General features: G+C 54.7%; 19 protein-coding genes. 3 read left to right on the top strand and 16 right to left on the bottom strand.

From position 1 onward, the window contains the following. Nucleotides 1-25: 25 nt before the first annotated feature. Genes HUE57_RS03470 through HUE57_RS03440 form a run of 7 tightly spaced genes read right to left on the bottom strand, consistent with a single transcriptional unit; the run spans nucleotide 26 to nucleotide 6054 of the window. The gene (locus HUE57_RS03470) at nucleotides 26-1462 is read right to left on the bottom strand and encodes a tetratricopeptide repeat protein (RefSeq protein WP_078484080.1); all 1437 of its coding nucleotides are present in this window, start codon (nucleotides 1460-1462) and stop codon (nucleotides 26-28) included. Further along, nucleotides 1459-2373, bottom strand: a complete 915-nt coding sequence (locus tag HUE57_RS03465) for an ExeA family protein (RefSeq protein WP_078484081.1) — start codon at nucleotides 2371-2373, stop codon at nucleotides 1459-1461. Before HUE57_RS03465 ends, HUE57_RS03470 begins: the two co-directional genes overlap by 4 nt. A gap of 45 nt (nucleotides 2374-2418) precedes the next feature. Then, complete coding sequence (gene mshL, locus HUE57_RS03460; RefSeq protein WP_236860674.1) at nucleotides 2419-4173, bottom strand: pilus (MSHA type) biogenesis protein MshL; 1755 nt, start codon at nucleotides 4171-4173, stop codon at nucleotides 2419-2421. Beyond that, the gene (locus HUE57_RS03455) at nucleotides 4170-4520 is read right to left on the bottom strand and encodes a hypothetical protein (RefSeq protein WP_135622284.1); all 351 of its coding nucleotides are present in this window, start codon (nucleotides 4518-4520) and stop codon (nucleotides 4170-4172) included. Before HUE57_RS03455 ends, mshL begins: the two co-directional genes overlap by 4 nt. Nucleotides 4521-4526: 6 nt before the next feature. After that, nucleotides 4527-5192, bottom strand: a complete 666-nt coding sequence (locus HUE57_RS03450) for a hypothetical protein (protein WP_078484084.1) — start codon at nucleotides 5190-5192, stop codon at nucleotides 4527-4529. Further along, the gene (locus HUE57_RS03445; protein WP_078484085.1) at nucleotides 5189-5797 is read right to left on the bottom strand and encodes a PilN domain-containing protein; all 609 of its coding nucleotides are present in this window, start codon (nucleotides 5795-5797) and stop codon (nucleotides 5189-5191) included. Before HUE57_RS03445 ends, HUE57_RS03450 begins: the two co-directional genes overlap by 4 nt. After that, the gene (locus HUE57_RS03440; RefSeq protein WP_174672716.1) at nucleotides 5797-6054 is read right to left on the bottom strand and encodes a hypothetical protein; all 258 of its coding nucleotides are present in this window, start codon (nucleotides 6052-6054) and stop codon (nucleotides 5797-5799) included. Before HUE57_RS03440 ends, HUE57_RS03445 begins: the two co-directional genes overlap by 1 nt. Between HUE57_RS03440 and HUE57_RS03435 the strand changes: the two genes are divergently transcribed. Then, a complete protein-coding gene (locus HUE57_RS03435) occupies nucleotides 6032-6235 on the top strand; it encodes a hypothetical protein (RefSeq protein WP_174672715.1) in 204 nt (67 codons plus the stop codon). The two genes, HUE57_RS03440 and HUE57_RS03435, sit on opposite strands and share 23 nt — an antisense overlap. A gap of 14 nt (nucleotides 6236-6249) precedes the next feature. Here the strand turns inward: HUE57_RS03435 and HUE57_RS03430 are convergent, their stop codons facing one another. Beyond that, nucleotides 6250-7050: a type IV pilus biogenesis protein PilM gene (locus HUE57_RS03430; protein WP_174672714.1), complete on the bottom strand. Its 801-nt coding sequence runs from the start codon at nucleotides 7048-7050 to the stop codon at nucleotides 6250-6252. A gap of 55 nt (nucleotides 7051-7105) precedes the next feature. Next, nucleotides 7106-8086: a dihydroorotate dehydrogenase gene (locus HUE57_RS03425; protein ID WP_078484087.1), complete on the bottom strand. Its 981-nt coding sequence runs from the start codon at nucleotides 8084-8086 to the stop codon at nucleotides 7106-7108. 19 nt (nucleotides 8087-8105) lie between these two features. On the opposite strand from HUE57_RS03425, the gene trmL reads away from it, so the two are divergent. Next, nucleotides 8106-8570 (top strand): tRNA (uridine(34)/cytosine(34)/5-carboxymethylaminomethyluridine(34)-2'-O)-methyltransferase TrmL, encoded by a 465-nt coding sequence (trmL, locus tag HUE57_RS03420; protein ID WP_078484088.1) that lies wholly within the window; start codon nucleotides 8106-8108, stop codon nucleotides 8568-8570. A 7-nt stretch (nucleotides 8571-8577) separates the two neighbouring features. Here trmL and HUE57_RS03415 read toward each other — a convergent pair whose 3' ends face one another. The 7 genes from HUE57_RS03415 to HUE57_RS03385 all read right to left on the bottom strand — a co-directional run bounded on the left by HUE57_RS03415 (nucleotide 8578) and on the right by HUE57_RS03385 (nucleotide 11997). Continuing rightward, nucleotides 8578-9585: an NAD(P)H-dependent glycerol-3-phosphate dehydrogenase gene (locus HUE57_RS03415; protein ID WP_078484089.1), complete on the bottom strand. Its 1008-nt coding sequence runs from the start codon at nucleotides 9583-9585 to the stop codon at nucleotides 8578-8580. 25 nt (nucleotides 9586-9610) lie between these two features. Continuing rightward, nucleotides 9611-10093 (bottom strand): protein-export chaperone SecB, encoded by a 483-nt coding sequence (gene secB, locus HUE57_RS03410; RefSeq protein WP_078484090.1) that lies wholly within the window; start codon nucleotides 10091-10093, stop codon nucleotides 9611-9613. 60 nt (nucleotides 10094-10153) lie between these two features. After that, on the bottom strand, nucleotides 10154-10588 hold the full coding sequence (gene trxC / locus HUE57_RS03405) for a thioredoxin TrxC (RefSeq protein WP_078484091.1): 435 nt from the start codon (nucleotides 10586-10588) through the stop codon (nucleotides 10154-10156). An 11-nt stretch (nucleotides 10589-10599) separates the two neighbouring features. Next, nucleotides 10600-10857, bottom strand: coding sequence for a glutaredoxin 3 (gene grxC / locus HUE57_RS03400; protein ID WP_078484092.1), 258 nt, complete (start codon nucleotides 10855-10857; stop codon nucleotides 10600-10602). A 32-nt stretch (nucleotides 10858-10889) separates the two neighbouring features. Then, nucleotides 10890-11276: a rhodanese-like domain-containing protein gene (locus HUE57_RS03395; protein ID WP_236860673.1), complete on the bottom strand. Its 387-nt coding sequence runs from the start codon at nucleotides 11274-11276 to the stop codon at nucleotides 10890-10892. A 77-nt stretch (nucleotides 11277-11353) separates the two neighbouring features. Further along, nucleotides 11354-11569 (bottom strand): YgaP family membrane protein, encoded by a 216-nt coding sequence (locus HUE57_RS03390; RefSeq protein WP_078484094.1) that lies wholly within the window; start codon nucleotides 11567-11569, stop codon nucleotides 11354-11356. A gap of 116 nt (nucleotides 11570-11685) precedes the next feature. After that, nucleotides 11686-11997 (bottom strand): ArsR/SmtB family transcription factor, encoded by a 312-nt coding sequence (locus HUE57_RS03385; RefSeq protein ID WP_236725712.1) that lies wholly within the window; start codon nucleotides 11995-11997, stop codon nucleotides 11686-11688. Between the two features lie 224 nt (nucleotides 11998-12221). Between HUE57_RS03385 and gpmI the strand changes: the two genes are divergently transcribed. Continuing rightward, nucleotides 12222-13778 (top strand): 2,3-bisphosphoglycerate-independent phosphoglycerate mutase, encoded by a 1557-nt coding sequence (gene gpmI, locus HUE57_RS03380; protein ID WP_078484096.1) that lies wholly within the window; start codon nucleotides 12222-12224, stop codon nucleotides 13776-13778. Nucleotides 13779-13783: the final 5 nt, after the last annotated feature.

The raw sequence follows: 13783 nt of genomic DNA, 5'->3' as shown, positions 1-13783 counted from the left end.
ATCTCACTCCCTCTACGCACCGGCTCTAGTCGAGCGCCCCGATACGTCCATTAACATAGTCGACAACGTTCGTCGGCAGGTTGCCACTACCTGCTGCATTTCGATATGACTGTAGTGCACTATCGAACTGATCGAGACTCTCCTGGGAGATCGCCAGCCCCATCCACCAGAGTCCCCTGCCGGGCTGTTGATCGACCAGAGCCTGGTAGTGTGACGCCGCATCAACGTGCTGTTCAAGCTGCTGCTCAAGGGCAGCAATCAGTGCTAGATAGTCCTGATCACTGTGTAGTGTTTTTTCATTCAGGTCACGTTTGAGTATATGCAGCGCTCGATCAACCTGTCGCTCTGCCACCAGTAGACGCGCATAGAGCTCACGATAGTTGAGGTATTCCCCATCAAGTGCGATGCCGTCGATGAGTATATCGCCTGCCTCTCGCAGGCGGTTAGCATTGATCATTAACATCGATAGTGACTCACGTGCGCCACGATGTTTTGCAGAGTAGGACAGCGTCTTGCGTAGGATGGACTCACTCTCAGCAATCTCTCCCCGTTCAAGCGTATCTACCGCCTGTTGATAGTACTGCTCCGCCTGCTCATCACGGCTCAATACTACAGCGCGCTTCTCAACCGTTGCATGAGGTTTCGGCTCAGGTACTTTGGCCACCTTATGTTTCTCTGCCACAGCCACAACAACAGGCTCCGGGTTCGAATCAGCTACAAAATCGAGCACTACAACATTGTTAGCCGCCGAACGTGCCGAGCTACTGCTCGCTTTGAGCGGCACGGCCCCCTGCATCACCACCTCCAGACGGCGATCTTTATGTTCAATATCGAGTTGTGAGACCACACCCAGATCCGTGGGTGGTGGTGGAACGCTCTTCAATTCTGCCTTTTCTATGATGAGTCGCCACTCTTTTCCTTCGCGTGCCGATACGAGCCTATAGTCGACGCGTTTATTGAAGCTAAATTTGAGTCGTGACCACTCATCTTTAGATTCCACCGCAATGCTTGATAGCCCCGCAAGCCTCTCATGCACAACCTTCGGCTCGGTCCGTTTTAGCTCCGGTTTATTTATCGGTAGTTCAGGTGCAACCCTGGTTGCTTGTACCAGAGGAATTATTTTCGCTGGCGCTTTTGCAACAGTTTCTGTTTTTACCACTTCCGCCTTTGCCTGCTCAGGCTCAGCTAGCGGTTCTGGCTCAACCACTCTCTTTTCAACGACAGGCTCTACTGTCGACTGATTCTCCGACACCTTAATGTCATCAGCACTAGACTTATTAATCATGCGCCACGCAGCCAGACCAACCAGCAGTGCGGCGACAAGCAGTGCCACTATCAACCAGACCGGTATTGTCGGTCTACGCTGAATGTTGCTGTTGAGATCGGTGTAGGGCACGCCTTGTGATGCGTTCACGCCCTTACGGCTCTCGAGGTCCTTGAGCATCTCATTGATCAGGCTCACGACAGACGACTCCAAATAACTACACCAATCACTACGGCTGAGAAGGTCAGCAGTGAGGCCAACCAGTAAGCCAAGATCGGCGAACGACTGAAGGTCGATGAGAGCACATCCGTAGAGTCCTGAATCGCTGCTTTCATATATCCACTGCGCACCTTCTCATCACCCTTACCAAAAGCGACCATTAAGGCCTTGTGGCTGAGTATATTGATAACACGCGGGATGCCACGACTACTGCGATAGAGTCGTTTCATTGCACCGGGTGTAAATAACTCGGTACCACGATAGCCGGCAACATGGAGTCGATAACGCAGGTAGGCAACCAGTGATGGATAGTCGAGTGGCTTGAGACGATGGCTAAAGGTGATGCGCTGTTTAAGCTGCCGCAAAGAGGGATGAGATATACGTTCATCCAGTTCTGGCTGACCAAACAGCACCACTTGCAGCAGTTTGCTGCTTTCGGTTTCTAGATTGGTCAACAGGCGCAACGCCTCTAATCCCTCATCGGGTAGCGCCTGCGCCTCATCAATCACGAGCACCACACGCTTACCGGCCGCGTGCTGCTCCACCAGATATTCATTTATCAGTTTAAGCAGTCGATGCTGTCCGATGTTACGTGAGAACTCGAGTCCAAGCTCATCGGCTAGCGCCATGCGTAGACCTGGTGCGGTCAACTGTGGATTGGGAATATAGGCGGTGACATAGTCATCACCGAGATCATTTAGCAGTGCACGACAGAGTAGTGTTTTACCCATCCCGACCTCTGCCACGACCTTGAGAAAACCTTCGCCCGAGCGGAGTGCCAGCAGCAGCATATTGTGTGCAGCACGATAGTCGCCGTACTCAAAGAAAAAACCTGTATTGGGCGTGATGGTGAAGGGCATCTCACTCAGTGCAAAGTGCTCTAGATACATTGCGCTTCACCCAACACCGACTCGGAATCCCTCTGTACCGACTGCTTATCGTTGACGCGTCTGACGACGCTCCATCTCACCGCTAAAACTATTGAAGCGTCCCTGTGATTTCTGCAGCTCACGAATCCAGTCTTTCTGATCCTTTACCACCATCGGGCGCAGCAGGATGACTAGTTCGCTCATCTGCTTGCTGTCACGTTTGTGGCGGAAGAGATTACCAACCATCGGCAGATCTCCCAGCCCCGGAGTTGCGGCACGGTCACGGCTGGTCTTGTCCTTCATCAGACCACCTATCACCACCACCTGACCGCTCTGCGCACGAATAATGGTGTCCGATTCACGTACGCTGCTGAAGGCCAACGGCAGGGTCTGATCCTGCCCGCCAACGGTGATGTGTTTGGTCTGGTCGGTGACCTCACTGACCGAGGGGTGGATATGCAGCGTGACAAAACCATCTGCGCTGATCTGTGGTGTCACATCGAGCGCAATACCGGAGAAGAAGGGGGTCAGGGTAATCTCTGGCGTGGTGGTGGTACCGCCGGTACCGCTGGTGGTATCGCTCTGAATTTCGGTTACAAAAAACTCATCATTACCGACCTTGATCACCGCCTTCTGATTGTTCATGGTTGCGACACGCGGACTGGAGAGCACCTGCACATCACCCTGCGATTTCAGTAGTTCAATAAAGGCGGTGAAGTCACCGCTGCTGAGCGCCAGACTGAAAACGCCGCCAAAGGCTGAGGCACTGGTTCCAACAATCTGGGACAGTGCGTTGGGGTCGAGCACACCTGTGTTGCCGGCAATTTCTGAAGAACCATCGGCTATAGATGAACCACCACCCGTCTGCCCTACGGTCAGCGAACGGTTCATACTGCTCTGCTCAGCCAGCGCCGACCAGTTGATACCAGACTGCGCGCCATCACTCAGCTCTACCTCGAGAATCTTCGCCTCAAGAATCACCTGTCGATGCATTACGTTTTGTGAGGTATCAAGGTAACGCTCCACCTCACGCAGCTGAGCAGGGCGTGCACGCACCACAACCACGCCCGACTGCGGGCTGACCACGACACTCCGACCCTCACCACAACCACCTACCGCTCCGCCACAGACAATGGTGCGTACTGCAAGATCGAGCTCAGTCCAGAAATCTGCCGTCGAAGCTGTGGAGATCAGACTGCCGCTAACCGCCTCGCTGGTCGTCGAAGTGCTTGAATCGGAATCATCGCTATCACTGGAGCTCTCGCTACTGGAGACCTGACCGGAGCTGACCCGTGTCTGCGATTCACCAACACGTTTTACGTTGAGATAGTTAACGGCAAAGATACGTGTCTGCAGCTCGGATGAGAGGACCTCGTAACCGGTTGAACTGCGCTCATAGGCGTAGCCATAAACACGACGTACCGTCTCCATCACCTCATCCACCGTCACCCGCTTCATGCTTAGCGAGATCTCCCCCTCCACCGATGGGTGCACCACCATGTTGGTATGGGTGCCCTTTACCAGGCCCATAAAGAATTCACGTGCCGGGACATTGTTGACGGTAATATCGAAGCGATTTTCGCGTGGCTGTCCCATCGATCCCATATCCTGAAAACCGGGCATCAATGCCGCCTTGACCTCTGGAGGTGGAATCTTCGCAGCTGGCTGCTCGACCACCTGGGTGCTCTGCGCCATCTCGCTATTGATGCTCTCAAGCGTCGCCGTACTCCGCTTCTCCATCAAGTTGCTGCATCCAGCCGATAGCACGACCGAACTGATCATCAGGGGTAACAAACGCTTCATCTTTTTACTTCCACTCATGGAGTTACAGACTCCTTCTGATAGGCTGTGGACGAGCTCGAAATCAACTCCAGCTTGATCGATTTACCGACACGCTTGAGCGTTACGGCATCACTCTCAATTTCAACTACCCGCGCCCCATCGACCATCTCACCAACGGCCACCACCTTATTGTTGATGACTGCAATACGTCGCTGATCGGAAACCAGGGTATAGCTCAGCGCCCACTTCTGCTGCGCTTTTTTGACGACTACAGGTTTAACCACCTTTTTCTTGATTGGCGGGCGCGTGGGGTCCTGAAGCTCTGCGGCAACAGGTAGCGCCATCGTCAACGAGAGCGCGAACACAATTGATGCCCTTATCTTCATCCGCAGCTACATCCCGATCCAGTTTTCATTAAAGCTGAGTGTGTTGACCACAATCGATGCACGCGACTCGGGGTAACGCTCCACGTTGTAGGTCAAGGTATCCCAGTAGAGGCGCCATGGTAGCGCTTCAAGCTTGCGTAGATAGGCGAGAGTTTCCAGATAGCCACCCTCAAATTCAATCCGCAGGCCGTGCTGGTAGATTCCCCCCAGTGGGCGACTCTCTTCATCTTCATCTTCACTTTCGCCACCGACAACCGCTGGCTTTAGGCTCTCAACCTTCAGCAGCTTCAAACCCTTCTCATCTTTCAGTACTCGCTCAAGCAGGCGTGTCATCTCACTGGGTGGAATCAGCTGCTGAGAGAAGTCGTAGAGTTCGGCATCGAGCTTATTAAGCTGCTGCAGATGGCGTTCGATCAGCTCACGTGTCTCTCGATCGGGATCGGCACTCTTGCGCTCAGTGATTTCGACCATCGCCATGGTAAGGGTCTGAATCTCGGTATTGCCCGCCCGTTCTCTCGCCAATTGCGCCTTCTCCTGCTTGGCCATCGGCTGGAGCAGTAACGTATCGAAACCGGTAAAGAGCAGCGCGAGTAGCACCAGCATAATGAGCAGGCGCTCACGCATACTCATCAGATCGATCTTCTCATTCAGCTGATTAATTAAAGCGTTCACGGCTTCGCCTCCTGCTCAGCGGCACTCTGCAGTGAAAACTCAACCTCTCGGCTCTTTTGAGTCGAACGTGTCATGGAGAAGATGGCAAACTCGCGCCCCTTAAAGACCTTCTCCACGGCCAGCTGCTGCAGATAACGCGGTAGCAGATCGGCGCTGTAGGTGCTCCCCTTGATCTGCATCTGCTCGCCACCGCGCTTTATAGCGATGTTGCTCAACCACAGTTTGTCGATCCGCTGACGTGCCATCCCCTCCATATAGGCGGAGAATCCTTCGGTGTTGCCAAAGTAGCCGCTGTTGAGCAGTGCCAATGCGTGCTGTTTAGCCTGCTGAGTAACGCGTATCTGCTCCAGTCGCTTCTCCAGCAGCTTACTCTTCTGCTTGACCGGAAACGCCTTCTCGAGCTTCTCGTTCTCGGCGCGCATCTGCTCGACGCGCTGCTCCAATGCCTGTAGCTTCGTCTCACGCTCCTGATACTGCCACTTGCTGTAACCGATATAGCCACCACAAAGCAGAACAAATAGCGTGGTGAAAAGAACCATCGAACCGAACGAGAGCGGCTTGCTCTTACGCTTCAGGACCGGCTGATAGAGATTGATCTGCTGCATTAGGACTCTTCCTGCACGATGCGTAGCGCTGCACCGATCGCCATCAACGACTTGGCACGCTTCTCGGCCTCAAACTGCTCAATCCCAGGCAGCTGCGAAGAGAGGTCGAGTTCGCTGGTCGCGAGCCCCATGTTCTGCGCGATATAGGAGGTCATGCCGGAGATCGATGAACCGTTAGCGGCAACCATCAGTGTCTGCAGCGGTGGCTGTGCGTAGACCGGGGAGTCGCTATTTTTGCGGAAGCTTGTTTTGGGCATCAAGCCCAAGCAAGCGGCAAATACTAACGCGACCGTTTATGCCTACGGCGCCCCGACGTCCTGCGTACGTTGCGTAATCACCTCTTCGCGGCTCTACACAACTCCCTCAGTGACTCTACGCCGACATAAAGCCGCTGCTGCATCTTCTTCGTCGTTCGCTCGCGCTCTCAACTACGAATAGGCAGACGGCGTCGACTATCGGGGACTAACTGCCTTCGCTTCGCTCTCCATGGCGGTCAGCGAACGTTCGTAGTAGTCCTGAGATCGCTGGATCTCAAGAATCAGTGTATCGAGCAGCTGCTGCTGTTCGGCACTGATAAACTCATCACCACTGTCGGCCAGATCCTCCACCAACAGTGGTACGTCGAGGTTGCGTGCCAGATAGAGCAGCTTCTGCCGGGTGATTAGAATCTGCTCTTGATCGTGCTCCATCGCCAACAGCGCAACGCCCGCACCATCTTCCGGCAGCATCGAAGTAATGTTGCGCAGTGCCAGCTCGGGAATATCGATGGCGTGAATATCGAGACCGCTAGACTCGATCTTCTCAACGCGCTCTTTGATCAACGAGCTGCGTGCCACCACGGTGTTCATCATATTACTGCCGCCGCGCTGCGCATCGGCCGGTAGATCGAACACATCGAGCACTGCGTCATCAATATGGAAGTCAATTAGATCGCGAATGCTCCAGCGCAGTGCGGAGCGTAGTTCACTATCGGGAACGTCAGGGGCTTCCATCTGCAGCAGCTGGTAACTGCCCTGCTCCATCACCGCAACGCAGGGGAGGCCTTTAAGGCGGTGCGCCTTGACCAGCTCCTCAAGAACCGCGCCATATTCGTGCGCCTCACAGGCGCGAAAATCGCACAGGGTCAGCCTGGGTGGCTGTGATCGAGAACGTACCACACGGGCAACGGCGATACCGGCACGCAAAAATGCGACACCCACCATCTGGTCACCACGCTTACGTTTGCCGAAGAACGGAATCAGCCCAACCCCCAAGTTAAGATCTAATGTTATTATTCTACGTCAGGATAGTTTCTCAACACTCTGTTTGTCAACGATTTTCAGGATTACTATCACAAGCTGAAACCGCACCATTCAGGCTCAGAGTGCCACTCAGCTGTGCGACGCTACTCAGCTCATGGCGTTTCAGGTAATCAACGATACCCTCATTAATCTTGTTACAGACCAGCGGATCGTAGAAGAGCGCCGTTCCAACCCCCACGGCTGAGGCACCCGCAATCAGAAATTCGATCGCATCTTCCGCCGTGGTCACACCACCCTGTCCGATGATCGGCACCCCGTGATCGCAACAGACCTGATGCACCTGATGCACCTTAAGCAGCGCAACCGGCTTGATTGCTGGCCCCGAGAGCCCACCCTGGTTGTTTCCGATGATCGGAGTACGGCTCTCGATATCGATCGCCATACCCATCAGGGTATTGATCACCGCAAAGGCATCACTACCGGCACTGATACAGCGTCGGGCATTGTCGGCGATATCGGTCTGGTTGGGTGAGAGCTTGGTGATCAGTGGCTTCGATGTGACCTTGCGGCACGCCTCAACGACACGCGCTGACATCTCCGGATCGTTACCAAAGGCGACACCACCCTCTTTAACATTTGGACAGGAGATATTGATCTCGATCGCATCGATCGCCGAGTCTTCGAAGCGCTCGGTGACCTTGATGTACTCCTCGATAGTGGAGCCGGAGACATTGGCGATAAAGCGGGTCTCATCAAAGTCGAGCTGCGGCAGAATCTTGTCGACGACGTGATCAACACCCGGATTCTGCAGGCCGATCGCATTGAGCATGCCTTTGGGCGTTTCGTAGACACGGTGCGGCGCATTGCCAGGGCGCGCCGTTCCGGTGGTCCCCTTTAGGCAGACAGCCCCCACATCGCGGTTGGAAAAGCCCTCGATGCGCGTGTACTCTTCGCCAAAACCGACGCAGCCCGAAAGCAGCACCAGCGGGGTATCGAAGCGCATTCCACAGAACTCGCTCGACAACATACCTTTCTCTTCACTCTTCATAGGTCACTACTTACTTAATATGTTTCACATCGCCCTGTATGAACCGGAGATCGCCCCCAATACAGGTAACATTATTAGGCTCTGCGCCAACAGCGGCAGTCAGCTGCATCTGATCCATCCACTCGGCTTCGAGCTTGATGACAAGCGCTTGCGCCGCGCGGGACTCGACTACCATGAGTTTGCAAATGTGGCCGAGTATGACAGTTTCGCCAACTTCCGAGAAGCACTGCCAGAGGGAAGGGTTTTTGCACTCTCGACCCGTGGCCGAGAGAATTACGATCGTGTCGCCTATAGAGCCGACGATATCCTGCTCTTCGGTCCCGAAACCCGCGGTCTCCCTGCTGAACTACTGGAGTCACTGCCCACTGAGCAGAGGCTGCGAATACCGATGATGCCCAACAATCGCAGCCTCAACCTCTCCAACGCCACCGCACTGGTGCTCTACGAGGCGTGGCGACAACACGGCTTCAGCGGCAGCGTTTGACCTAAGGCTACAGCTCGGGGCGCTGCTCTCTTCCCAGCAGACTTTGTACCGCCTGTTGCGGTGCCAGCCCCTCAAAAATCACCTTGTAGACCTGATCACAGATCGGCATCTCAACTCCGGCCATCGCGGCACGGCGCTTCGCCTCACGTGAACTCTCGATCCCTTCGATTACCTGATCGATCGAGGCGCGCGCCTCATCGACACTGCTGCCCTTACCCAGCGCCAGACCGAAACGGCGATTGCGCGACTGGTTATCGGTGCAGGTCAGGACCAGATCGCCGAGTCCGGCCAGCCCCATAAAGGTCTCGGCACGCCCACCCGATGCCACACCTAGCTGTATCAGCTCATTCAGACCACGGGTGATCAGTGCGGCACGGGTATTGGCGCCAAATCCGAGCCCATCGGCGATGCCTGCGGCAATCGCCAGCACATTCTTGATCGCACCACCCAACTCAACACCGGTGACATCGCTGCTGGTGTAGGCACGTAGATGATCATCGTGAAGTGTTTCGGCAAACTCGATAGCGAACCGCTGATCATTGGAGGCAACGGTCACCGCCGTCGGTAAACCCTCAGCAACCTCACGGGCGAAGGTGGGACCGGAGACAACCGCAGTGGGAATCTCATCGCCCAGCTCTTCACTAAAGACCTCATGCAGGAACTTGGCGCTCTCCTGCTCAAGGCCCTTACAGGCCCAGGCGATTCTCTGCTTGGGTTGAAGGTAGGGTGCAAGCTTCTGCAGCGTCTCGCGAAAGGCGTGGCTCGGTACCACGACCAGAATATCGTGCGCATCGCACAGAGACTCTTCGATAGAGTCGTAGGCCTTTAGATTCTCAGGTAGAGGAATACCCGGCAGAAAACGGCAATTCTCTCCCTCAGAATTGAGCTGTTGGATGTGCTCAGGCTCATGCCCCCAGAGCTGGACATCAGATCCAGCCCGGGCGAGCAGTAGGGCGAGCGCCGTTCCCCAGGATCCTGCACCCAGAACGGCAATCGTCTTACGCGGCTGCGCCATTCAGAAGCTCCTGGTGAATTCGAATTTAGTGCGCTGTCTCTTCCACTGCAGGTGCCTGACCCTGCTCCTGAAGGTGCTGTGCGTAGAGTGCATCGAAGTTGATTGGTGCCAACATCATCTGCGGGAAGCTACCCTTATTGACCAGATCGGAGACCATCTCACGTGCATAGGGGAAGAGGATATTGGGGCAATAGCTGTGCACCATGCCAGCCTGGTCGTTCTCGCTAAAGCCGCTCATGGCAAAGATACCCGCCTGCTGCACCTCGGCCAGGTAGACGGTCTTCTCGCCCTGCTTGGCGGTGACCGTCACGGTCAGCAGCACCTCGAACACCCCATCGGTAAGCTTGGTAGCCGCTGAATTGAGATCAACCGTCACCTCAGGTTCCCACTTCTCGGTAAAGATCGCTGGCGAGTTTGGGGTCTCGAACGAAACGTCCTTTACATAGATACGCTGGATGGCGAACTGTGGCTCTTTCTGCTCGGGTGCGGCGTTGCTGTTCTCAGTCATTAGCTTTCCTGTCTATGTCGGTACCGCATCGACTGCGGCAAGGGTGGTATTCGGAGGCTGTCACAGATTCTGCTGCAGCCAGAGTCTCAAATTTTGTAGATCCATAGCACCGGCACTTCGTGCCACCTCACGACCACTGCGGAACAGCAGTAGACTTGGGATGCTACGAATGGCGAACCGCGCTGCTAACTGCTGATTTTGTTCGGTCTCAATCTTGATTAATCGCACCTGGGGTTCGGCCTCTACTGCAAACTGGCTGAAGACAGGAGCCATCATCTTGCAGGGTCCACACCACTCGGCCCAGAAATCGACCAGCAGCGGCAGATCACTTCGCTGCAGATGTTTCTCAAAACGAGTGCTATCGAGGGCCAACGGTTGCGCGGTGAAGAGTGCCTTACTGCAGTGTCCACACTTGCCGCCTGCGGCGAGCTTCTCAGCAGGCAGACGGTTTACACCATCGCAGTGCGGACAGACAACATGCAGTGCATCACCCATACGGGCTACCCTTAGCTCAATCCCAGCAACGGATCGAGTTCGTCATCCATATCGAGCTCATACATATCGTCAAAACCACCGATACGGCGCTCATCGATGAAGATCTGAGGCACGCTGTCACGGCCACTGAGACGTTCCATTTCGGGTCGCAATTCAGGCTTCTCATCGATTCTAAACTCTTCGAAGCTGATGCCCTTTTTCTCGAGCAGCATGCGCGCACGCACGCAGTATGGACATGAACCGGTACTGTAGATGACAACGTTCGCCACTATGCTTACCTCATTAAAATTGGGATTGGAGCCTATTTCTTGCGGCTCACCGGAAGGTTGGCATTCTGCCACGCCATAATTCCACCGCCAAGGTTGTAGAGTGTCTCGAAACCTTCGCGCTTGAGCATCGACAGCGCACCACGAGAGCGGTGACCGCTACGACAGTATGCGATCACCGGCTTGCCCTTGTACTTATCGAGCTCCTCCATACGGCGCTGCAGATCACCCAGCGGAATGTGAATGGAATCGTTGATATGGCCATCCTGGCGATACTCTTTATCGTCGCGAACATCGAGCAAGACTGCATCATCATGATTGATTACGCGGGTCGCCTGCTCCGGAGCAATATCTTCGTAACCACGGGTGCGCCGCGAAAACTCTTCAAAGAGAATCATCGTGAAAACGAACAGCAGGGTCATAAACAGCACCCAGTTCTGCGTTGCGAAAGCGATAAAATCTTGCATGGCTACTTAACCCGCCTGTTATACGATCTTGATTAATTTACGCCAGGCTTCTTGATGCCCAGAGCCCAGAGGATGTTGTCGAGAGGACAGAACTTGGTAAATCCACTCTGGAACAGGTTAAGGCCTACGAAGGCTGTAAACCAGAGCCAGTTGATGTTGTGGAAGATGGGGCTCGCTTCGATGCCCAGTGCCAGGGTCAGCATGATAAAGGTTCCAGCGATAATACGAACTACACGATTGCTATCCATTGTGAATTCTCCGTCAGTACATGTGGTGAGTTGTTAAAAAGTTCCGACAAACCACCCTGCCGACTGTATCGTCGGCTTGTGGTTATGATGATGTGGTTTATCGAGTGGTAATTGCTTTAGGCACGAGTACAGAAGACATCGCGCATCATGCCAATCAGCTGCAGAGTGCGACTATCGCCAACGCGGTAGAAGACTCGGTTGGCATCCTTACGAGAGGCAAGAATGCCCTTATCGCGAAGAATGGCCAGGTGTTGCGAGATATTGCTTTGTGAAGTACCAACACGCTCGACGATATCCTGCACACTAACCTCACGGTCTCCCAGTGTGCAGAGTATCTTCAAACGCAGCGGATGAGACATCGCCTTGAGCGAGCGCGATGCACGGTCAATATCCTCATCCTGAGTGATCAGGCTTTCATATTCGGTCATAATTTCCAATTCCATAGCACCTAGTTTCTGTTCTGAAATGGCGACAATCAAAGAAACGCTATACAATAATATACTGTAATAGCATTGGTTTCCCAACTTCTCGTGTACAATTCACCGCTCGACAGCCTTCGACAGGTCGGCAAGCGGGCGTAGCAAGCGTTCGGAACAGAAGCTAGACTTACCCCAATTTATCGTCACAACCAACCTACTGTTAAGCCAGATCGATGCCAACAAATGCCAGGCCACTGCTACTCACCATCCTTGATGGTTGGGGTTACAGCGAAAACACCTCCTACAACGCCATCAATGATGCGAGCACCCCTGTTTGGGATGGGTTGTGGGAGCGCTATCCCCACACCCTGATCCACACATCCGGTGCGGAGGTGGGCCTGCCGGCCGACCAGATGGGCAACTCCGAGGTTGGACACCTCAATCTTGGTGCCGGTCGCGTGGTCTACCAGGAGTTCACCCGCGTCAGCCGTTCGATCAAGACCGGCTCTTTCTATAACAACAAAACGCTCACCGATGCGGTCGATCAAGCCATCGAGAGCGATAAGGCGATCCATATCCTCGGTCTGCTCTCACCCGGTGGCGTACATAGCCATGAAGAGCATATCCACGCGATGGCCAAATTGGCAGTAGAGCGCGGTGCCAAACATGTCTTCCTGCACGCCTTTCTCGATGGCCGTGACACCCCTCCAAAGAGCGCTGCGGTCTCACTGCGCTCGATGCAGGATGAGTTCAACAAACTTGGCAGCGGTCGTATCGCCTCTATCGTTGGTCGCTTCTACGCCATGGATCGCGACCATCGCTGGCCACGTATTCAGGCCGCCTACGACCTGATCACTGGCTGCAAATCGGAGTATGAGGCGCCTGATGCGATCCGTGCCCTTGAGATGGCCTACGCGCGCGGTGAGACCGATGAGTTTGTTAAGCCAACCTACATTGCCCAGGAGGGTGATGAGAAGGCGTGCCTGCAGGATGGCGACACACTGATCTTCATGAACTATCGCTCCGATCGCGCTCGTCAGATCACGCGACCCTTCATTGAGGACGACTTTGATGGCTTTGAACGCGCCGTCACACCTAAGCTCGGTGCCTTTGTCAGTCTTACTGAATACAATAAAGAGTTCGATATTCCGGTCGCCTTCCCGGCCGAGCGACTCAATAATGTACTGGGAAAACACCTCTCCAGCCTCGGCATGCGCCAGCTGCGTATCGCTGAGACCGAGAAATACGCCCACGTCACCTTCTTCTTCAACGGTGGCGAGGAGCAACCGTTCGAGGGCGAGGACCGCATCCTGATCCCCTCACCCAACGTCGCCACCTACGATCTGCAGCCGGAGATGAATGCCAACGAGCTCACCGACAAGCTGGTCGAGGCGATTGAGGGTGGCCAGTACGACGTGTTGATCTGCAACTTCGCCAATCCCGACATGGTCGGCCATACCGGCAACTTCGATGCCGCCGTTGAGGCGATTGAGGCCCTCGATACCTGTCTGGGCCGCGTCTACATGGCAATCGAGAAGAGTGGCGGTGAGATGTTGATTACCGCCGACCACGGCAACGCCGAGCAGATGCGTGGTCTCGATACCGGGCAGGCCCATACCGCCCACACCAGCAATCTGGTGCCGCTGATCTACGTTGGACGCGAGGCCAGAATGCTCGACAACGGTGCCCTCTCCGATATCGCCCCCACCATGCTGCGCCTGATGGATCTCGAGATCCCGATGGAGATGAATGGACACCCGTTGGTCGATTTTGAAACCGACGAGTCCTAAACCGC

Origin of the sequence: Candidatus Reidiella endopervernicosa (genome assembly GCF_013343005.1) — a bacterium.
Classification (GTDB): Bacteria; Pseudomonadota; Gammaproteobacteria.
Note: the sequence above shows the minus strand (reverse complement) of the source record. Positions and strands in the feature narration are given on the sequence as shown.